The 21,524-nt window shown below is 45.2% G+C and carries 17 protein-coding genes and 1 pseudogene; 10 read left to right on the forward strand and 8 right to left on the reverse strand.

The features are described from left to right. Positions 1–546 precede the first annotated feature (546 nt). From KIK04_RS14025 to KIK04_RS14035, 3 genes and pseudogenes are all read left to right on the forward strand, one after another. Entirely contained in the window at positions 547–2,664 is a 2,118-nt protein-coding gene (locus tag KIK04_RS14025) for a CAP-associated domain-containing protein (protein ID WP_232274274.1), read from the forward strand. A 172-nt stretch (positions 2,665–2,836) separates the two neighbouring features. After that, positions 2,837–3,322, forward strand: a pseudogene (locus KIK04_RS14030) (GNAT family N-acetyltransferase); the annotation flags it as partial. A gap of 63 nt (positions 3,323–3,385) precedes the next feature. Further along, entirely contained in the window at positions 3,386–4,030 is a 645-nt protein-coding gene (locus KIK04_RS14035; RefSeq protein WP_232278736.1) for an NUDIX hydrolase, read from the forward strand. Between the two features lie 169 nt (positions 4,031–4,199). Here the strand turns inward: KIK04_RS14035 and KIK04_RS14040 are convergent, their stop codons facing one another. From KIK04_RS14040 to KIK04_RS14050, 3 genes are read right to left on the reverse strand one after another with little or no spacing between them, the layout of a single operon-like run. Next, a complete protein-coding gene (locus KIK04_RS14040) occupies positions 4,200–5,228 on the reverse strand; it encodes an acyltransferase family protein (protein ID WP_232274275.1) in 1,029 nt (342 codons plus the stop codon). Position 5,229: 1 nt separating this feature from the next. After that, on the reverse strand, positions 5,230–7,131 hold the full coding sequence (locus tag KIK04_RS14045) for an FtsX-like permease family protein (RefSeq protein ID WP_232274276.1): 1,902 nt from the start codon (positions 7,129–7,131) through the stop codon (positions 5,230–5,232). Continuing rightward, positions 7,118–7,885, reverse strand: a complete 768-nt coding sequence (locus KIK04_RS14050) for an ABC transporter ATP-binding protein (RefSeq protein ID WP_232274277.1) — start codon at positions 7,883–7,885, stop codon at positions 7,118–7,120. The genes KIK04_RS14045 and KIK04_RS14050 overlap by 14 nt, the downstream gene beginning before the upstream one ends. A 232-nt stretch (positions 7,886–8,117) precedes the next feature. On the opposite strand from KIK04_RS14050, the gene KIK04_RS14055 reads away from it, so the two are divergent. From KIK04_RS14055 to KIK04_RS14065, 3 genes are all read left to right on the forward strand, one after another. After that, positions 8,118–8,792, forward strand: a complete 675-nt coding sequence (locus KIK04_RS14055; protein ID WP_232274278.1) for a response regulator transcription factor — start codon at positions 8,118–8,120, stop codon at positions 8,790–8,792. Then, the gene (locus tag KIK04_RS14060) at positions 8,789–9,820 is read left to right on the forward strand and encodes a sensor histidine kinase (RefSeq protein ID WP_232274279.1); all 1,032 of its coding nucleotides are present in this window, start codon (positions 8,789–8,791) and stop codon (positions 9,818–9,820) included. The genes KIK04_RS14055 and KIK04_RS14060 overlap by 4 nt, the downstream gene beginning before the upstream one ends. A gap of 216 nt (positions 9,821–10,036) precedes the next feature. Continuing rightward, entirely contained in the window at positions 10,037–10,993 is a 957-nt protein-coding gene (locus KIK04_RS14065) for an aldo/keto reductase (protein WP_232274280.1), read from the forward strand. A 109-nt stretch (positions 10,994–11,102) separates the two neighbouring features. Here the strand turns inward: KIK04_RS14065 and KIK04_RS14070 are convergent, their stop codons facing one another. Then, entirely contained in the window at positions 11,103–12,548 is a 1,446-nt protein-coding gene (locus tag KIK04_RS14070; RefSeq protein ID WP_232274281.1) for a DEAD/DEAH box helicase, read from the reverse strand. Between the two features lie 172 nt (positions 12,549–12,720). On the opposite strand from KIK04_RS14070, the gene KIK04_RS14075 reads away from it, so the two are divergent. After that, complete coding sequence (locus tag KIK04_RS14075; protein WP_232274282.1) at positions 12,721–13,617, forward strand: LysR substrate-binding domain-containing protein; 897 nt, start codon at positions 12,721–12,723, stop codon at positions 13,615–13,617. Between the two features lie 50 nt (positions 13,618–13,667). Here the strand turns inward: KIK04_RS14075 and KIK04_RS14080 are convergent, their stop codons facing one another. Then, positions 13,668–14,657, reverse strand: coding sequence for an aldo/keto reductase family protein (locus KIK04_RS14080; RefSeq protein WP_232274283.1), 990 nt, complete (start codon positions 14,655–14,657; stop codon positions 13,668–13,670). Between the two features lie 299 nt (positions 14,658–14,956). Here KIK04_RS14080 and KIK04_RS14085 point away from each other — a divergent pair, with 299 nt between their 5' ends. Next, entirely contained in the window at positions 14,957–15,640 is a 684-nt protein-coding gene (locus KIK04_RS14085) for a hypothetical protein (protein WP_232274284.1), read from the forward strand. Positions 15,641–15,705: 65 nt separating this feature from the next. Here KIK04_RS14085 and KIK04_RS14090 read toward each other — a convergent pair whose 3' ends face one another. From KIK04_RS14090 to KIK04_RS14100, 3 genes are all read right to left on the reverse strand, one after another. Next, positions 15,706–16,662: a helix-turn-helix transcriptional regulator gene (locus tag KIK04_RS14090; protein ID WP_232274285.1), complete on the reverse strand. Its 957-nt coding sequence runs from the start codon at positions 16,660–16,662 to the stop codon at positions 15,706–15,708. Between the two features lie 145 nt (positions 16,663–16,807). Further along, entirely contained in the window at positions 16,808–17,998 is a 1,191-nt protein-coding gene (locus KIK04_RS14095) for an epoxide hydrolase family protein (protein WP_232274286.1), read from the reverse strand. 123 nt (positions 17,999–18,121) lie between these two features. After that, positions 18,122–18,943 (reverse strand): NAD(P)H-binding protein, encoded by an 822-nt coding sequence (locus KIK04_RS14100; protein ID WP_232274287.1) that lies wholly within the window; start codon positions 18,941–18,943, stop codon positions 18,122–18,124. Positions 18,944–19,163: 220 nt separating this feature from the next. Between KIK04_RS14100 and KIK04_RS14105 the strand changes: the two genes are divergently transcribed. After that, positions 19,164–19,802: a TetR/AcrR family transcriptional regulator gene (locus KIK04_RS14105; protein WP_232274288.1), complete on the forward strand. Its 639-nt coding sequence runs from the start codon at positions 19,164–19,166 to the stop codon at positions 19,800–19,802. Between the two features lie 31 nt (positions 19,803–19,833). Further along, positions 19,834–21,261: a serine hydrolase domain-containing protein gene (locus KIK04_RS14110; protein WP_232274289.1), complete on the forward strand. Its 1,428-nt coding sequence runs from the start codon at positions 19,834–19,836 to the stop codon at positions 21,259–21,261. Positions 21,262–21,524 lie beyond the last annotated feature (263 nt).

Below are 21,524 nucleotides of genomic sequence, written 5' to 3' on the forward strand. Positions count from 1 at the left end.
ATATTATGAATAATATTTCCGTCCAGATGATTTGGAATTTGATCAAAAAGTTTTTTGATGATGAAGATGATCTCGAAGTAAATTGTATGATCAAATATGACGGGCAACTGACCGGCTGCTTTCTATCTATTGAGCTGCGAGGAAAGAGCAAGATATGGATGTGCTGAACTATAGGGATTATCTAATATTAAAATATGGTTGTAGACATGCAGTAGATTTAATTTACGAAATTAGCGATTGAGGCGCAAAAATTTGGAGTCGTTATTTATGGGGCTATCCTCCTCGTTTCCTTATAAATTAAAAGATATGCTGTAAATATCGTTACCCAAAGGACCTACAATTTTGCTAACCATCATAAGTAATGTAGAGCTTTTAGCTTATTTTTAATAGCCCTATTTATGAATTGACGTTGAATTCCGATAGCTATATTTAACGATGATGAGGAGGAGACAAGCCTACCCGTATATACGAATCAACGTATACATGGCGTCTTGCTGGGCCTGTTTCTGACATCGCGTAATTATCATCTGGGGAGGAAACTTCATCATGCGTAAGATTATAGCTATTAGTGCGTTTGCTTTTCTGTTTACCGGTCTATCTTATATGGCCCCATCTCATATGGTTGGGACAAGTTATGTATCAACTGCTTATGCGCAAGAGCAAAGCGGTCTATTCAACATTTCACTTGGTGCTTCCGAAGCAGCGGTTGTAGCTACGCTTGGTGAACCGAATCGCAAAGATCTGAGTCCGCTTGGGTATACATGGTTTATTTACAATAGCGATCCTTCTAAATATGTGCAAATCGGAATCGCGGACGGCAAAGTGGTCGATATGTATTCCAATGCTCCGCAAGCTCAAATTGGAGGAGTAGGTGTAGGGACGAGTCAGGCTGATTTTAGAAAGGCGTTTACCGTAGCAAACAGTGTAACGTTCTCTCACTTAAACGCGAAGCTTACGTTACAAAATCAGTCGTCTCGCATTTTAGTGAATCAAAACAATCAGGCCTATGTGTTTTATGTTGATCGGGCAAACGACAATAAGATTTCAGCGATTCGTGTCATCGAACCGCAAAAATTGATGCAAAGCCGCCTCTACTCGTCGCGCATTTCTTACTACGGGTCAAAAGCTCCTAACTTCTCTGCTCCATCGCTTAACGCTGAACAACAAGTAGCAGTTGCTGAGGCAAACGAAAAACAAGTATTCGACCTGTTAAACGTGGCTCGTTCTCGCAACGGCCTGCCACCGTTAACTTGGAATGAATCGGCAGCTCAAGTAGCGCGGTCTCATAGCAAGGATATGAAAGAAAACAACTTTTTCGGCAGCATGTCGCCTACGACTGGTAAAGATTCGTCCGCACGCTTGAATGACGCAAATATTGCTTTTGACCGCGCCGCAGAATTTATTTCAGGCGGTACAGGCAGCGCCATCGATACTTACGAGAATATGATTGGCAACTCTTCCAACCGTAATACGATCTTGGAAAAAGAGTTCACAACGCTAGGTGTAGGCGCTTTTGCGAATTATTATACGAAGCTGTTCGTAACACCGTCCAATTTCGGAAACGTTGAAGAGCCAAGTACTGTGCCTGGAACAGATACTGGCGTTGGGACTGGTTCCGGAACAGGAACTACCCCTGAAGCAAATTCTGGTATTGGTAATGGTGCTAGTTCCGGGTCTGGCAATAGCAATGGCAATAGCAATGGCAATAGCACAGGTTCCGGCGTGGATTTGAATACGGGTTCCGATACTGGTGTGGAAACGAAAAGTACACTGTTCAATCTCTCTATCGGTGCGATGGAAGAAGATGTCGTAAAGCAGCTTGGCAGCCCTGCCCGCATGGAGCCATCCGGTCTGGGATACACATGGTGGATCTACAACAGCAATCCTTCAACTTACGTTCAAATTGGGATTCAAGACGGCAAAGTTGTTGACGTTTACTCGAATGGCTCCCAAGCCCAAGTAGGCAAGATTGGTATTGGTTCTGGCGAGGAGATTCTTAGAGAAACATTCAGCATCACAAACGAAGTTAAATTTGCCTATAAAGGGTCAAACATTGTTGTTCAGAATCAAAGGGAAAACACGCTCATGGTAAAAGATAATGTGGCGTATATCTTTTATTTGGACAAACACGACAACTATAAGGTGACGGGTATTCGGATCATGGAGCCATTTAAAATGCTGCAAGGCCAAAACTACGCCTTCTCCTATAGCTATCGGGGAGCGAAGCCCGATTTTACCGCGCCGACTTTGAGCGAAGCGGAAAATAAGGCGGTCGCTGAAGCGTTCGAGAAGCAAGTGTTTGATTTGGCTAACGTGATTCGTGTTCGCAACGGGCTGCCCCTGTTCACTTGGAATGAGGAAGCAGCTGTTGTAGGTAGAGGACACAGTAAAGATATGAAGGACAACAACTTCTTCGCACATATGTCTCCGACAACAGGGAAAAGTGTTGGCGGACGTTTGAAGGATGCGAGTGTTAACTATCGCCTAGCGGGAGAAAATTTGGCGACAGGAATGAATAGTGCGATTGTTGCTCACGAAGGTTGGATGAACAGCCTTGGCCATCGTAAAAATATGCTTAATAAAGATTTTGCAACGCTAGGTGTAGGTGTCGTTCTCGACTACTATACGCAAGTATTTGTAACACCTTTCAATAATAGATTCTAAATAAATGAATTGGATATAGCACGTAAAGAAAACAGCCCGTGTCTGCTAGACGGGGCTGTTTTCTTTTTTAGATTCGCTGTACAAGAGAAGGGGAGTCCGAAGTGAAGTTGAAAGTGAGATGTTGGTAAAATATGATAGTACTTAAGAAGTTATTTAGAGGGGGAGATTATACATGCTGTTCGAACATGGCAAACTTAGCGTTCGCCGTCTCGTTGATCAAGATGCTGAATTGCTCGTAAAGTGGCTCTCCAATCCGGTAGTGTTGGAATATTATGAAGGTCGTGATCGCCCACATGATTTGAAGCTGGTGCGGGAACATTTTTATGATGATGAATATGATGGGGAAGTAAAATGCATTGTTGAATATGATGAGCAGCCGATTGGCTATTTACAGTTCTATCCGTTGGGCGAAGAGGAACGAGTAAGCTACGGATATGCCGAGCCAGAGGTAGGCTCCGGTGCAGGTGCGAAATTGGGCCGTATTTTTGGTACGGACCAATTTATTGGGGAAGTAGATTATTGGAATAAGGGGATCGGGCAACAATTAGTTCGGGCCACAGCGAATTATTTGGTTCACGAATGTGGGGCAGACCAAATTGTAATGGACCCTCAGGCAAGGAACGAGCGAGCTATTGCGTGCTACGAGAAGTGCGGATATAAGAAGGTGAAATTATTGCCTGCAAATGAACTGCACGAAGGTGAACTACGGGATTGTTGGTTAATGGAGTACACTGCTAGGGCAACAAGACCGGAAGAGAAGTGGTTGGAGTGGGCGAAGCAAATTCAAGCGATTGCGCAAACGGGCTTAACGTATTGCAAGGACGTGTATGATCTAGAACGTTATGAAATGTTAAGAGAGATGAGCGTCGATATTTTGGCAAACTACACGTTCGCCAGTAAGGATCAAGTGCGAATGAGCTTTGCCAATGAAACGGGATATGCTACGCCTAAGGTGGACGTTCGGGCTGTCGTGTTTAAAGGGAATCAGATCTTATTAGTAAGGGAAAAGGTGGACGGTGCATGGGCGCTGCCAGGAGGATGGGCGGATATTGGGTGTTCACCGACCGAGGTTGCTGTTAAAGAAGTGAGTGAGGAAGCGGGATTCACGGTAAAGGCAAAGCGGCTACTTGCGGTATTGGATAAGAAGTACCATCAGCATCCACCGGAACCGTATCATGTGTACAAGCTGTTTATTGAATGTGAAATTGTTGGCGGGGAGGCAGCGGTGGGCACGGAAACGAGTGCGGTCCAATTTTTTGCGGAGCACGATTTGCCGTCGCTTTCTTTGGAGCGGAATACACCTGCGCAGATCAGAACGATGTTTGAATTTTTAAAAGACCCGCATAAAACGGTGATTGTGGATTAAGCTGTCTGGTCAATTTGCACATCTCCATACCGAATACAAAGATGGAGAGAACAGAATTACGGTTACGGTTGTCAATCATCGCGAGCATACTAAACCTACGTCAATACAAGATCGATGTGTTCGCAAAAGAGATATCGAAAAAGGCCACCCATAGTGGGATGGCCTTTCTTCACATATTATGTTTGCTCTCAACGAAAATTTTGCGATTCAGCCCGTTTAAAAACCGCCCAAAGCGAGCAGCGACCTTATCTCTTGAGAGCAACAAGGTCACGACAACAGAACTTCCCACAATAATAGCCAACTGCATGGCATGGCTAGGCACAAGCGGTGATATCGCTAGTACGATACTAATCAAGTAGGTGTGAAGCAAATACACCGACATCGTATTTTTTCCAATCTTACTTAGTAAGGTTTGTGTCTGCGGAATCAAATTGATAAACACATACACAAACGCGAAGCTTATGCCGTAAACGAATGCAGCCAAAACAATACTTTGCAAATCACTTCTTTCAAATTCGGCATACACACGATCAGCCCACAAAAATTCGACGGGGATACGGGATTGCGTAACAAACCAAATCGCTACCACAACACCGAGGATAGTCATCACAATAGACGGTATTTTTCCAAATGCTCTTAGCTTCTGCAATGTTCCCTTATTCGTATAGTAGCCTGCCAAAAAGAATGGGGTAAATACCAATGTACGCGACAAGGACATAAACACATCGAATTCTGTAAACATACGGGCTACAAGGCCAATTACAACACTAACAACAAGTACATTTTTAATTTTCAACATATCTGGCAGCAGCAATCGCCACAAAAACATGGAAAAGAGATACCACAATGCCCAACCAGGAGTGAAAAAAGAAAAAAGTTGTATCGTAGCAACCCCTTTGCCCACACCCGTAAACCAACCTGATGCGAGCTGCAAGAAGTTCCATATCACATTAAAAAAGAGGAACGGTACGAGCAGATTTTTTACCGCGTTATTACGGCCTTTTTCAATATTTTTGGATAAGTAGCCGGATATAAACACGAACACAGGCATATGAAACAAATAAATGAACACATACATCATTTCGGCCAGTTCATACTCTTTCCGCAAATACTCTAGGCCGTGCCCCAACACGACTAGAAACATTAACAGACCTTTACAGTTGTCGATTAAATAATCTCTTTGTTGTTGTGTCTCCATGTTATTTATTCACAATCCGATTATATGAATGAATCGTTAACACGTAATACATCAAATAAATAACGCCATACGCTGCGGTAGCATACGTAAACGAAGTGATGCTCTCGCGAAGGTCCATGTTGTATTGCAAAGCAACCGACAGGACTAACATCCCTGCATTCAGCATTCCAACGACTAGCGGGAGGAGAAACACAAACAACGTTTGCTTACGTATCGTTCTTCGTACATCTTTCCGGCTTACGCCGATTTTGCGTAAAATCGCATATCGAGGTTGATCGGCATGCGCCTCGGTTAGCTGCTTAAAGTAAATGACACTTCCTGTGGCTGCTAGCAGGACTAGCGCTAAGGAGCTGACGACAAATATTTTCATCCCTGTAAATGCTTTTAATTCGGTGTATTCATCATAAAATGTCATCATCTGCGCATCATCACCAGCGAGCTTCATGATGAGTTCAGACGTTTCTTTCGTCGTTTGTTCGTCGTCTACTGTATATGCCTTATAGGTGATCGGGCTCACCTGATCAGCGATACGGTTAAACATTGAATCGTCAACGACAAGGTATAACAGCTCTGGGCCAGATGTTAGTCTTAGCGACTGTTCTTCAAGTTTCACAAGCTCGAGCTTAGTCATTTGATTCCCTTGTGGGAGTGGCACTTTCACGTTTACCTCGTGACCACTAAACGTTTCGGCAGGTTGATTAATAAATTGTTTAAGTGCTACCGCTTGTCCACCAGTTAAGTCGGGTATCGAAAGATGCTCCCAATTTAAAGCTTGCTTGATCATGTCGAACGTATTTTCCGAGATCAAATGAAGCCCAAGCTCTTCCTTCTGATTGCCCTGAAACGGAGCCGAACTATTTCCTTTCACTTGAACGACCGGAATATCGAGCTGGTCGATGATCGGATGTTCGCTATCCGCAGCAATGAGCCGCTCGAATTGCTTGTCGACCGCATCGCCCTTGGACAGATGCAGATAACTAAACGGAGCGGACGCGCGGGCTTCTTTCTCGACAGCAGCGTATTCCGAGAAAGCGGCTTGCACGTAAGGCAGCGCGGCAGTAATAAGTAGCGCAATGACCGTCAGCATTAGCGCGTTCCCCTTAATCCGATACAGCAAGTTGGACGTCCCGATGATATTAATTCCGTTGTAGTAACGGGCCTTATTGTGTTGAGCGCGCTTCAGCAAATATACCGTCAACGAACGGAACAATACATACGTTCCAACGACCGCAATAGGCATAGCTAGCATAGCCATAGCGTTGAACATGAGCCAATAGCTGCCTCCAAGCAGCACGACTGCAACGATAGCAGCAATAAGAGATGCCTTCGGTACTTGCTCCCCTTTTTTCTCGGCTTGGAATAAATCAATAAGCTTAAAGCGATAAATTAACAAATACGATTGCACAGATGTAAACAGCATAATGCCAATAAATACGATAGCCGTTGTCAAGATAGCTTCCATAGGGATACTAAAACCGACCTCAATCGGTAAGCCCAGCAGCTGTAACAGCAGCATCAAGAACAAGCGGGAGAATAAAATGCCTAACGCAAGTCCGAATTGTAAGGTAATCGCGCCAATAATCATATTTTCAAAAAAGAGCATGCGTGCAATTACTTTTTTTCGTACCCCGAGTAGGGAGTACAGGCCGACTTCCTTTTTGCGCTTTTTGGTAAAGAATGCATTCGAGTAGCCAATAAACACAATTAAAAAGCCAATCAAAATGTAAGAAGTTTGTGACATCGAGCTATCCATATGCTGCACCGTAGCTGTAATTTTTGGGATATACATGAAAGAATTGAACGTATAGAAGATGACGATACTAATGACCATGGACATAAAATAGAGCAGGTAGTTTTTGATATTCCCCTTTATATTTTTTTGCGCCAAACTAAATAACGTCACTAGTACCACCTCCGAGCACGGATAATACATCAAGTATTTTTTTGAAAAAGAGCTTGCGCGAGTCATTGCCTTTTACCAATTCAGTAAACATGCTGCCATCTTTAATAAAGAGGACGCGCTGGCAGTAGCTAGCGGCAAAAGCATCGTGTGTAACCATCAAAATCGTTGCCTTATCTTCCTGACTCAACTGCTGCAAGCTTTCTAGCAAGTCGGTAGCCGATTTTGAATCCAAGGCGCCAGTCGGCTCATCCGCTAAAATTAAACTCGGTTTCGACACGATGGCACGGGCAGCTGCCGTGCGCTGTTTTTGCCCACCCGAAATTTGATACGGGTATTTATCCAATAGAGAGCTAATCCCAACACGCCCCGCAATGTCAGCTACTCTTTGCTCAATTTCCTGCGCATCCATGTTGGCTAAGGCCAATGGCAGCAAAATATTATCTCTCACCGTTAAGGTATCTAATAAATTATAGTCCTGAAAAATAAAGCCGAGCTTGTCACGACGGAAATGGGATAGCTGTTCTTCATTCATATTTAAAATGTTCGTCCCGTCGATCCATATTTCACCCGTCGTCGGCTGATCGATAGTTGCTAAAATATTAAGCAGCGTAGATTTTCCCGCACCCGAAGGCCCCATAATGCCGACAAACTCGCCTTCCTGTACCGTAAAATCCACCTCATGCAAGGCTGTAAATGTATTTCCTCTGGCCCCGTATACTTTTTCAACTTGCTTGATTTCAACGATTGGTTTCATGTATGTTATCCTCCACTTCAGAAGCTCATGTTCGCTTTATACGTTCATTGTAGCTCGTGCAATCTTACAATGCCCTTACAGTTTGAAGGGCCAACCTTACATCATTGATGGGGAGTCCATAAAGCTCATCCCTGCATGTCGGTCTTGGCTAAGTGGAGTATGTACGGGGTATACTGGTTGCAGTTATACGTCTTATCTAACTTTAATATGGGCTTTTTTCGGGAGAATATTGATGAAAATAATGATTGTTGAAGATGAAGCTACGATTCGTGATATGGTCGGTGAGATTTTAGAAAAATGGGGGTTTGAAGTTGTTAAGGTGGAGGATTTTAACCATGTGTTGGAAATGTTTCTAAAAGAAAATCCACAGCTCGTATTATTGGATATTAACTTGCCCTTCTTTGATGGATTTCATTGGTGCAGCCAAATTAGAGAGCATTCCAAAGCGCCTATCATCTTTCTATCGTCACGAGATACACCGATGGATATGGTGATGTCGATGAATATGGGCGGGGATGATTATGTTAATAAGCCGTTCCATACGGATGTGTTAATGGCCAAAATTAATGCCTTGCTGCGGCGAACGTATGCCTACGTTGCGGACATCGTAGTGCATGTAATCGAGCATGATGGTGTGGTGCTCGATCTTAATACGAACGAATTGTCGCATCACCATCACAAGATTGAACTGACGAAAAATGAATTTATTATTTTACGGCTGCTTATGCAACATAAAGGGACGATCGTAAGTCGGGTAAGCATTATGCGCAGCTTGTGGGCGGATGAAAGATTCGTCGATGAAAATGCACTGTCCGTGAATATGACACGTATCCGTAAAAAGCTGGCTGAGCTAGGCAAGGAAGATTTCATTACGACGAAGAAAGGGTACGGGTATATCATTGTATGAGTTTCTTAGCGTATGTAAAGGATAAGCGATTTTTTCTCATCTTGTACTTCGTATTGATGCTATTCGTTTCCTTAATCATGCTGACGACGAATGGGAATTGGAATCTTGCTGCTTCCAATCTCCTGTACACGCATGTGATCGGCCTCTTTCTCGTAAGTATGTACATCATCGGTGGATATTATTATCGTCGGTCTTTTTATATCGAATTAAAGGAAATGATGCATAACAAAAAGGAAGATTTCCTTGTCGCTTTGCCCGAACCGCAAAATGAGGAACAAGCTTTATTTGTCGAGGTCATTAAAAAGATGCAGAACACGCATTATAAGCAGATGCGCAAGTTCATGCACGAGAAACGGGATCATCAAGATTTTATTATGTCATGGATTCATGAGGTGAAGCTTCCGATTGCGGCAAGCGGCCTGCTGCTGGAGAACCGTGCAGGGAAGACGGTCGATTTTTTGGCCGATAAGTTAGAAGATGAGCTTAATAAAATGGACAGCTATGTGGAGCAAGCCCTTTACTATTCACGAATTGATTCGTTCTCTAAAGATTATTTCATTACGGATGTAGCGCTCGATCAAATCGTGAAAAAAAGTGTAAAAAAGTATGCGAAGCTGTTTATTACAAAGCGGGTGCGCTTTCAGATGAATGAGGGAGAGCGACTGGTGCAAAGTGATAGTAAATGGCTTGTTTTTATGATGGATCAAATGGTAGCGAATGCGTTGAAATATGTGCATGAAGCGGGTGAAATCTCCTTTAAGGTGGAGGAGGATAGCACAGAGAAGCGTTTGCTCATTCAAGACTCAGGAATCGGAATTAAGCCGGAGGATTTACCGCGCGTATTTGAGCGGGGGTTTACGGGGGCGAATGGAAGAACGCATGCGAAATCGACGGGAATGGGGCTATATTTAGCGAAGCAGATGGCGTTGAAGTTAGGGCATAAGCTGTCTATTGAATCCGAAGAGGGCGCTTATACAAGGGTGACGATTCATTTTCCGAAAATAAGAAGTTATTATCACCTCTCTTGAGGAAAAAAGAAGCTTTACCGTTACAGGAAAGGGCTGTCGCCTTAGTCATTTTATTGATGACTTGGGGGCAGCCCTTTTGAGTTAATCCGGAGAAACGTTTATTTTGATCTAGTGCAAATGCAACATTTTGGAAATATATGCATCTAAGATAGAGGGATCGGATTATATTCCGCAGGAAACTACCGAAATAGCAAATGTGCTGAGGGGGAATAGGGGATGCAGAAGTTATCATTAGGCAAGACAGGTATACAGGTAAGTGCATTAACTCTAGGATGTATGAACTTCGGGTCTCGTACAGATAAAGGGACATCCTATCGCTTATTAGATGAATTTGAGGCTTCTGGTGGTAACTTTTTGGATACAGCCAATAGTTATTCCTTCTGGATTGAAGGTTGTGTAGGTGGCGAAAGTGAATCGCTCCTTGGCCAGTGGATGAAAGAGCGGGGTAACCGAAGTCAAATGGTTGTTGCCACAAAGGTAGGACTGAATCCAAGTTATATCGGCGGTGGCATTGAACATAAAGAAGGTATGGGACGTAAAGCGATTGAAAAGGCGATAGATGAAAGCTTGCTGCGGCTCGGAACGGATTATGTTGATTTGTATTACGCTCATTTTGACGATAAAGATACCCCTCTAGAAGAGACGTTAGAGGCCTTGAATGGACTCGTTCAAGCAGGTAAGGTTAGGGAAATTGGATGTAGTAATTATGAGCTATCCCGAATTCAAGAGGCAAGAAGGATCAGCCAAGCGAATAACTGGTCATTGTACTCCTGTATCCAACAGCGTCACACGTATCTTCGCCCTCATAAAGACGCGGACTTCGGTATGCAAGTTGTTGTGGATGAGGAGATGCTGCACTACTTTAGAAGCGAAGAAGATATTACACTCCTTGCCTATTCACCATTAATGAGTGGTGCATACACGCGACAACATGTATCTCTGCCAAAACAGTTCGAAGGAGAGGGCACGCAGGAGAGAATGAAAGTGCTGAAGCAAGTGGCTGCTGAGACAGGTGGGACATTGAATCAGGTTGTGCTTGCTTGGATGATGCAACATGTGTCACCGTCGATACCGTTAGTTGCAGCAAGTGGGATGGAACAGCTGCGAGAAAATATTGGCGCTACTGGAATCCAACTAAGTCAAGGGCAGCTAGAGCGGTTAAATCGAGCATAACGGAGCATCTTCAGATATAGGGGGCGTGTGATTTATAGCGTCGCCACAACAGAAACGGCGACCGCTCTCGGACTGGACTCCGAATAGCGATCGCCGTTTCGTATAACGGTTACTTTTTCCCTCTACGCACCTTTAACAGTTTGCCTTTTACCGTCGTATCTTGCATCAATTCGAGTACAAGCGGCCCTTTGCCGTTCAAAATCTCGACATCTGTCACATGATCATATATCGTAATAATCCCAATATCGTCTGCGGTTACCCCGTCCAGCTTAGCGATGGTACCTACAAAGTCTACGGCTCTAAATTTCTTCTTCTTGCCGCCATTAAAGTTAAGCTTCAAGATCTGCTTATTTAATTGCTCGCGCTTATCCTCTTTCGGCTCTTGTCTAACTTTAAGACTCTGCTCAAAATGCTCTCTGCGGCGATCAACAGCCTCATCAGAAGGCGCTTTTACGCGCGGAATTTCGAATCCAATATACGATTCAATATCGGACAAGCGATTGTTATCCTTAGGTGTAACGAACGTAATCGCTTTACCCGTCTTACCTGCGCGTCCAGTACGTCCCACGCGATGCACATAGCTTTCCTTCTCAAGCGGAATATCGTAGTTAATGACATGGGTAATGTTCGTAATATCAATACCCCTAGCGGCTACATCTGTCGCAATCAAGTAACGGAATTGCCCTTTTCGGAACGCGTTCATGACCTCGAATCGCTCATCCTGTTCCATACCGCCATGAATACGATCACAAGGATAATCGAGATCAGACATTTCTCTGAATAGGCGATCTACATGCTCTTGCGTACGGCAAAAAATAATACAGCTGTCCGGACTTTCAACAATGAGTACATTTTGTAGCACAGACAGCTTGTCCGCGTCCATTACTTGAATAAGCGCGTGTTCAATCGTAGCCGTTGTGACACCACTCGCTTGGATCTCAATTTCAACCGGACGATCCATATACTTGCGTGACAGCCTAGCTACATCCTCAGGGAAAGTAGCGGAAAATAACATCGTAACCCGCTCACGAGGCAGCGCTTGAATAATCGATTGAACCTGTTCAATAAAGCCCATATTTAGCATCTCATCTGCTTCATCAATAACGAGATAAGCAATCCGCTCTAGCGATAGCGTACCGCGTTGAATATGGTCGAGTACGCGGCCTGGCGTGCCGACAGCCATATGCGTGCGTTGCTTTAACTCGGCCTTTTGCTCATGAAAAGGATGTCTCCCATAAAGAGCCGTCGCCTTAATCCGCTTAAAACGCCCAATATTCGTAATGTCGTCGTTGACCTGTAACGCAAGCTCACGGGTTGGCGTCAGGATTAGCGCCTGTGGCTTATTCTCGTTCCAATCGACGAGCTCACAGAGCGGGATACCGTAAGCGGCTGTTTTGCCGCTGCCTGTTTGTGATTTGACAACAAGATCCTTTTTCTCAAGCGCGACAGGGATAACTTTCGTTTGCACTTCTGTGGGGGTCTCATAGCCCAAGCTACTCAACGCTCTCACGATTTCTTCACTTAATTGATAATCTGTAAATTGCTTCTCGCTCATGATTAACCTCTTCTACGCTATATTCTATACATACAGAGTTCCACCGTTCATCTTCCGTATACTTGTCTATTATACGCTGAATTTGATTTTAATGTTTGCTGCGTACACGAACGATTGGAGAGAGGTATACTTATTGCAGTGAAAGAATCATATGGGCGAAGGAGGAAGAAGGATGGATTTACGTAAATTACATTACTTTATTGCCGTAGCAGAAGAACTTCATTTCAACCGGGCTGCACAAAAATTAAATATGACCCAGCCCCCTCTGAGCCAACAGATTCAAGTCTTGGAAGAGGAACTTGGCGTCAAATTATTGGAACGCAACAAGAGACATGTTCGTCTGACACCTGCGGGAGCTGTCTTTTTAGAAGAGGCTAAAATGATTTTAGCTCAATTGGAAAGATCCATTAAAATGACTCAGTTGGCCAGCAAAGGAATTACGGGGCATTTAGTGGTTGGATTTGTTGATTCTGCGGTGGGAGATTCGATGGTTGACATTTTTAAAGCTTTTCGGGAGCGTTTTCCGCAAATACAGCTTACGTTACGCGAGATGACCTCTGCCCAGCAAACGCAGGCCCTGCTCGATGAAACGATTCATGTTGGCTTTCTCCGTTCCACCGAGCCGGCCAAGTATATCCAATATCGTAATTTCACCAATGAATCACTTGTTGCTGTGTTGCCTGAGCAGCATCCGTTAGCAGGAGAGCCGAGCTTATCCGTCAGATCGTTAGCAACGGAACCGTTTATCTTATTTCCACGACACCACGGGATTCCTTTGCATAATCTCATCACAGGCTTTTGCGTACGCCATGGCGTTTATCCGAATGTTGTGCAGGAAGCTATTCAAATGTACACGATTGTAAATCTGGTAGCTGCCAATTTGGGTATTTCCATCGTGCCTTCTTCTGTTGCTGTGTTTCAGCGCAGCGGCGTGGTGTTTCGATCATTTGCAGAAAGTACACCGTTGGTTCCTTTATATACTGCGTGGAGAACCGACAAAGAGAACGCTGCATTATCAGCTTTTCTAGAGACCATGGAAGATATCTGCTCTCAGCTCAGCAGCAATTGATCGTGCGCCAATCGTTTGTGAATAATCAGAGGGGCGAATCAAATAGAGAGTCACCCCGTTTTAGCTGGATCACGTTCAATTAGACCATCTAACAGCTGATCGATTTGGTTCATGACTTCAGGATCAAGACGAACTCCTGCGGCCTTGACGTTTTCATGTACTTGCTCTGGTTTAGATGCACCAATAATAGCAGACGATACGTGTGGATGTTGCAGCACCCATGCGATAGCAAGCTGTGGCAGCGTTAACCCGATTTCCTGTGCAACAGCAGAAAGCTGAGCAACAGCAAATAGGACCTCCTTACGCATCCACTGGCCTACCAATCGATCAAAAAATGGCGCTCCCGCCGCAGTCGAAGCGCGGGACCCTTGCGGTATCGGTTGGTCCGGTGCATATTTACCGGATAAAATGCCTTGCGCCAGCGGTGACCAGACCACTTGCCCGATTCCTTCCCGCTCGCAAGTGGGAACGACTTCTGCATCGATAACGCGCCATAACATCGAATATTGCGGTTGGCTGGATATGAGTGGAACTTTCATTTCCCGTGCTAATGCCGCACCCTTCGTTATTTGTTCCGCCGTCCACTCGCTCACCCCTACATATAACACTTTTCCTTGGCGAACTAGATCTGAAAAGGCCAAAAACGTTTCTTCAAGCGGCACGCTTGGATCAAAACGGTGGGCATAATAGACATCGATGTAGTCTGTCTGCAATCTATGAAGTGAAGCATGACAAGCCTCCATAATATGCTTGCGTGAAAGCCCTCGATCGTTAGGTCCGGCTCCTGTCGGATGGTAAACTTTCGTGCACAGCTCGATGCTTTCCCGGCGTACTCCTCGTAACGCTTGACTGAGCACGGCCTCGGCCTTCGTATCCGAATACACATCCGCCGTATCAAATGTAGTAATTCCGGCATCCAGCGCAGCACGAACACAAGCATGAGCCGTATCGTTATCCACTTGAGCGCCATGGGTAATCCAATTTCCAAACGCGATTTCGCTTACATATAAGCCGCTGGCACCTAGTCGTCGATGGTTCATCTGAACATCCTCCCACTCTAACATGTAATCTTTTCTGGAATTTTCACAATCGTATTAGGCCTGTAATAAGTAACAATTCGATTATATCGATCCATTTTTAATAGTTGAAATATTCATTTCCCTATGTATTAAGTCGAAAAACATATTACTGAATCGCGCGATCGCGTTCCGGTTCTCTTCTGCTTGGATATAAAAAGATCTTTCTGTTTGTTCGGCAATGATATACTCTTCATTAAAAGCGTTCCTTACTAGTGGCGTGATAATGGTTGGGAAAATGGAAAGTGGGGGGAGAAGTTATTGTGCGAACACGAATTGGTTGCTTACATGCCCATTACTCGAATATCGAGTACATCGAGCAAGCACTTGCGGCATACGAAGTTGAGCTGCTACATTTTGTCGACCCTGTCTTAGTGTCCAGAGTATCGTCAGATGATCATTTTAGTCTGGAACAAGCTCAGGCCAAAGTTCATGAACAGGTGGAATGGATGGCTCAGAGTAAGATGGATGCGATCCTAATTACTTGCACCAATTATATTGCTTTGCTCCAAGAAGACCAACTAACAACAACAGTCCCCATTATCAAAATAGATGAACCATTTTTCAGACACGTCTGCCGACAAGAGCAGCCTCAGCTACTTATTTTTACGAATCCAGCTACTGTTGAGGGGACCATGAAACGGCTTTATAGCTACGCCGCTCATTTTGGAAAGATTCCATCCATCGAAGTTCAGGTTATTGAAGGCGCTTTTGAGCTGATCATGCAAGGGATGAAAGAAAAGTATAGGCAAGTGTTGTCCGAATACATGGGAAACCTCATAAAATTAACGTCAGAGCTGCAACAGGTTCCCGCCATTTCTGTAGCTCAGTTATCCATGGTTGAAGCGGCAAGCCGTATGTATGAAGAAACCAATGTTCGGATTGGGAATCCGTTAGAACCATTGGTAGCTTACATGGTAGAAGTCTTGCAATTACATGAAAGATAGACCATCTGTAAAGGGAAGGGATAGCCCATGCCTCATACCACATACCTCGACTCGAATATCACGGACTATCCTTCCCTGTTATCATAGAGTGAGAGCACGTCGAACGCGCTTGCGCGGACGGCTGCTGCGATATGTTTCGGTTCCATAATATACAGATCCGAACTAAAGCTGAGCAAAAATCCGATTAAAGACGCATCGTCCTTATAAGCATATTGAGTTCGCACAATGAGCGAACCGTCTGGCTGCCGCTCCGTATCCGCTGCGTCAAACTGATCCATCGCCGGAACAATGGCCGCTCCCTTAAAGTGGAGGATGAGATCGACCGTTTGCTGTTCCCAAGCTTCCATCCATCGCTCATTTACCTCATCCAGTGTCATAGAAGGGCGATTGAAGGAATGGGGTAAAATAATTAAATCCCGCATTCGTGACAGTCGAAATAAGCGGTAATCCTCGCGATTCAAACAATAGCCATGCAAATACCAAGTGTACCCTTTAAGCACCAACATATGCGGTTCAATAACACGATTCGTTTCCGTTCCCTTGCTGTCGGTATACGTAAACCGGATCTGCTTCTTATCTTGCACAGCGTCATGCAGCGATTCATACAAGACCCGTGCTGCGGCACCACTTTTCCAAGGCGTTAAATCAATGACAACACGATCGGTATCGGCCATATGATCATGCTCTGCACGTGTGACTAATGCCCCTACCTTTTCTAGTAGGTTAGCCAGATCGCGCTGCTTCATGGCTTGCGTCGTTTGCAGCCCGCGCACTGCGGTAAATAGGGCATGAAGCTCATCAAAGGAAAGCATTTGGCGATCCAATCTGAAGTTCTCCATGATCTCAAAGCCGCCATCGTTCCCCGTATAGGAGACGATCGGTATGCCGGACATGCTTAATGTGTCTAAATCGCGATAAATGGTACGTAAGGAAACTTCCAGCTTCTCAGCAAGCTCTTGGGCTTGGACTCGTTTGCGGTTCAATAGCAAAATGGTAATGGCCATTAGACGTTCGAGTTTCATGATGATCACCTCCACGAAATGTATAATAGAACACTTGCAACAATTTGCACAAAAGAGCCACGTATGTGACTCTTTTTTCTTTACTGAATGATTAAAGACGCTTTATAACACAACACCTTCATATTTTAAATGTCCGATGCTCACTTTATTTCCGAAGCTTGCGGAAGAACGCACGGACATCCTGCGTGAGAAGTTCAGGCTGCTCCATTGCGAAAAAATGGCCGCCTAGATCATACTCAGACCAATGCACAATGTTGTGATCCCGTTCGGCAAAGTGGCGAATCGTGACATCCTTGGCGAGAGAGAAGAGTACCCCAGTAGGTACCATCCCGCGATCTTTCGGTATCCAAGCAGCTTCGTCATGCCTCGATTCATAGTAGATCTGAGCAGATGAACCAGCGATGCCGTTAAACCAGTACAGACTGATGTTCGTCAGCATCCGATCACGGTCAATCGAGTCTTCCGGCAAACCGTCATCCGGTTCGGTCAGTTCTTTAAACTTTTCGACGATCCAAGCGAGCTGCCCAACTGGAGAATCGTGCAAGCCGTAGGCCAGCGTCTGCGGACGTTGCGATTGGATTTGCAAATAGCCATCGTTGAATCCTTCCATCATGGCAAAGCGACTCCGATCGACCTCGGACAAGCTTTCCATTTCGCCTTCCGTCCCGTTTGGGAACGCGAGCAAGGCATTAACGTGAACACCGATGATATGTTCCGGATCGTGGTGGCCCATTTCTGGAGCGACAAATGCGCCAGTGTCGCCTCCTTGAACCCCATATCGGTCATAGCCAAGACGTGACATCAAGTGGGTGAACGCTCGTGCGATGCGACCTGTGCTCCAACCCGGTTCACTTAGCGGCAATGAAAAACCGAAGCCGGGCACCGATGGAATGACCACGTGGAACGCGTCGGCAGGGTCTCCGCCGTGTGCGCGAGGATTCGTAAGTGGCCCGATAACGTCCATAAATTCCACAAACGAGCCGGGCCAGCCGTGGATGAGCATAAGCGGCGTAGCGTTGGACTCCGGCGACTTCACATGCAGGAAGTGAATCGTCTGCCCGTCGATCGTCGTCGTGAACTGTGGGTATGCGTTCAGCTTGGCCTCATGCTCGCGCCAGTTATACTCGCTGCGCCAGTATTCGGCCAATTCTTTCAAATAATCGACCGGAACGCCGCGGCACCAACCTAAGCCAAGGAGCTCGCTTGACCAGCGAGTGCGGGCCAACCGATATTGCAAATCCTCAATATCGGCTTGCGGGATGTCGATACGAAAAGGGTGGATTTCCGTGTTACCATCAGCAGTAATGCTAGTAGAGTTAGTGTTATCGTTAACCATAACTGAACAGCTCCTCGTAAATTGATTATTTCATTAGTAGACGATTTCGTTAACAGACTACCTTTACTTTGTGAAGCGATGGTCTCGTTAGTTAGTTAGTTAGTTAGTCAGTCGGTCAGTTAGTTAATTGAACGCTTGCACATGCTCCGCGGCCCACTGGGCAAACGTACGAGCAGGTCGTCCTGTCACCTCTTCGATAGTCGGCAACACGGTAAATCCGATTTCCGGCGTATTTGCTCCCATCTCGATAAAGAAAGCAATATCCTCTTCGCCGTAGCCTTCCGCACGCCACTGATCGCGCGCCTCATCTTCCGTCAGCTCGATAAACGGAATGTCACGGCCAAGCGCTTCACTCAGGATGCGAAATGATTCCACGCGGGTGAGCGCCTCAGGGCCGGTCAACACATAGGACTTACCTGCATGTCCTTCGTTAAGCAGTGCCGTTACAGCTACCGCTGCAATATCCGCTTCATGCACCTTAGCGCTTAATGCATGCGGGAATGGCTCCTTCACGATGCCTGCTTCCCGAATGGAATATCCCCAGTCCCAAATGGCGTTGCCCATAAATTCGACGGGATGTAACATCGTCCAGTCAATTCCGCTTGCTTTTACCGCTTGTTCTACCACGCTTTCCTCTGGCCCACACAGCACAGTAATTCGCTGTACACCAGCTTTCTTAGCTAATTCGATGATCTCAGACGCAGAGTTGAGCGGTGTATACGCGTCACCATTAAACGTAATTAAATGCAATCCGGTAACGCCCTGAAATGCCTCAGCTATCGCCGCAGGTGAGGCTAAGTCGCCTGACACAACCTCCACTCCCGCAGGAAAATTCGCTTGTTCGGAGTTGCGCGTCAGAGCCCGTACATGGTGGTTCGCTTGCTGCAATTGGCTCACGATATGTCGTCCTACTTTACCTGTCGCACCTGTTACTAGAATCGTCATCGTTCATTCTTCTCTTATTTCGTCTTGTAGTTATCGTTCTTAGTTGTAGTATAGTAGGGCGTTGTTGACAACTACTTGTCAACTTTGAATAGATACAGCATTTATTTTGAAAAATGAAAACGTCGCTCTGCTTTAACTTTTATAATGGCTCCAAAATTTGACTTCAATTCAGTGCGGAATTATAATTGGTTGGTCGACCAACCAATGAAGGCGGGAACATATGAGTACACAACATAAAACAGGCAAGAAAGAAAAAGACGATAAGCGAAAACGTTTAATAGATGCGGCCTACAACGTATTTGTCAAAAAGGGCTACCTAAACGCCTCGATAAAAGATATTGCCAAAGAAGCAGATATGACATCGGGGCTCGTTCATTATTATTTTAAAAATAAAGAAGAGCTGCTGCTTTCCGTACAGGAGGACGTTCAAAAGCAATATCAAAAGCAATATCAAAACCAGTATCAACATCAACATGAAGAACAGCCAGTTTCTTTGAAATCCATACATGTTGGAGACGTGTTTGGTGAAATTAAATCCAGAGCAGAGCAGAACCCTGACTGGTATCGTTGGCGGTATGAGATTTTTTCATTAGGGATCAAGAGTGAGAGCGGGCAGCTTGAACAGGAGGTCGCTTCGATTTTGCAAAATGGGAGAGACAGTCTCTCCACACCATTGCAGCGCTTAGTAGGAGAATCCAGATCCCAACATGCTGATGCGCTTGCTAGCATCCTTTTGGCTTGTTTCGATGGGCTGGCACTGCAAAAAATAGTTGACGATAAGCTCGATTTTGACAAGTCGTACGCTGTATTGACAGAGCTGGTCGAGCTTTATTTGAATCAATCTAAGCCTAGCAACTAGAATATTTGACTACTAAGGAAGGTGAATTCACATGAAAAAAATAACTCTCGTCTTATTCATCTTCTTACTCGTTGCTCCTTCCTTTGCTGCTGCGGCTGAGGGTCACGATAAGACTCAACAAATCAACACATTTATGAAAAAGGCGCTGGAAGACTATCAAATTCCAGGCGCTTCGCTCGTCGTTGTACATAAAGGTCAAACTATTTTTCAAGATAGCTGGGGGAAAATGAGCGACGGGTCTCCCGTAACGACTGACACGACTTTCTTAATAGGTTCAGTAAGTAAGCCTTTAACCGCGCTTGCTGTCATGATGTTGGCCGAAGACGGCAAAATAAAGCTGGACGAACCGATAGATTCGTACCTCCCTTCGTTTACGTATCAAACAGACAGCACCAAGCCGATAACGGTGCGGCATCTTTTAGAGCAAACAAGCGGGATTAGCGCCTATGACGGGCTGCAAGTGACAGATCAGGCAGGTCGCGATCAAAAAAATGCGATTACGAAAGCCGTAGCACAATTGAGTGGAGTGAAGCTTCGATACGTGCCAGGTGAAGTATACGAATATAATTCAGCGAATTATTTGTTATTGGGAGCCTTGATTGAGCAGGTATCCAAGCAATCATTTTCACAATTTATGAGTACGCAAATCTTCTCACCACTAGGTATGAACAACACTTCAGCCGATTATGTCAGTGCAGTCGCCAAAGGATACGTTCCTGGCTACGAGTCATGGTTCGGCCGACCGATTGCAGGCGATGGCGGGTATGACCATGCGGGAGCGCCTTACGGTTACATGTCTTCAAGCGCCAGTGATCTGGCTAAGTTTATTACTTTCATGCTAAAGGGCGGACCATTACTAACGGAACAAGGCCATAAGCAATTACAAATGCCTCCGGCAGATGGCAGACGCTACGGCTTCGGTTGGCATTTTCCTCGATCAGGCGAGAAATATCCTTATCATACGGGGGCAACACCTGAATACAAATCAGAGGTCTTTTTTATTCCAGAGAAGGAGCTAGGTGCCGTTCTCGTGACGAATAAATACCATGAGCTAGAAGCGCTTGCGTATTTAAGTATGATGGAGGGAATCCGGTCCATTATGAACGGGCAGAATCCAGAGCTGGCTGAGATGAACGTGAATGCGCAATGGATTACGCTTGGGGTCGTACTATTGATTACGATGGTTTGTGTGTGGAGTTTGATTCGTTTAAAGCGCAAGGCATCAATTAGCAAAAAGGTCTGGATGTGCACGGGAGCCCTCTCCGTCATCGTAGCGGTGGGACTGATTCCATTACTCACAACTATACTGGATGTCCCATGGGGAGCGGTGGGCCATTTTATGCCCGACATCGAATTTCTACTTTATAGTCTGATCGCGATTTTGGCTGTTCAAGGTCTGGTGACGTTCTTTTTTATTGCAGGAAAAAAGGGCGGCCACAAACAAAAAATGAATGCCTAATCAGCCATAGCCTCCAATTCGCCGATTGGGGGTTATTTGCGCCTAATGCCCATTACAAATAACCCAGTCCGATTTCCTGCTGAAAACGATTAATGAAATGTTTGGAAATGACGGAGCAAATGGTAGCTCAATGGCGGTGTCGTCGTGAATATGGCCTCCATGCTTGGACATATCGGTCAAGTTAACGGCACAATAAAATATTCAGATACGTAAAAATAGCCTTAGCTCGGTATGAACTGGACTAAGGCTATTTACTACGTTCA

Origin of the sequence: Paenibacillus sp. 481, from assembly GCF_021223605.1 — a bacterium.
Lineage (GTDB): Bacteria > Bacillota > Bacilli > Paenibacillales > Paenibacillaceae > Paenibacillus_B.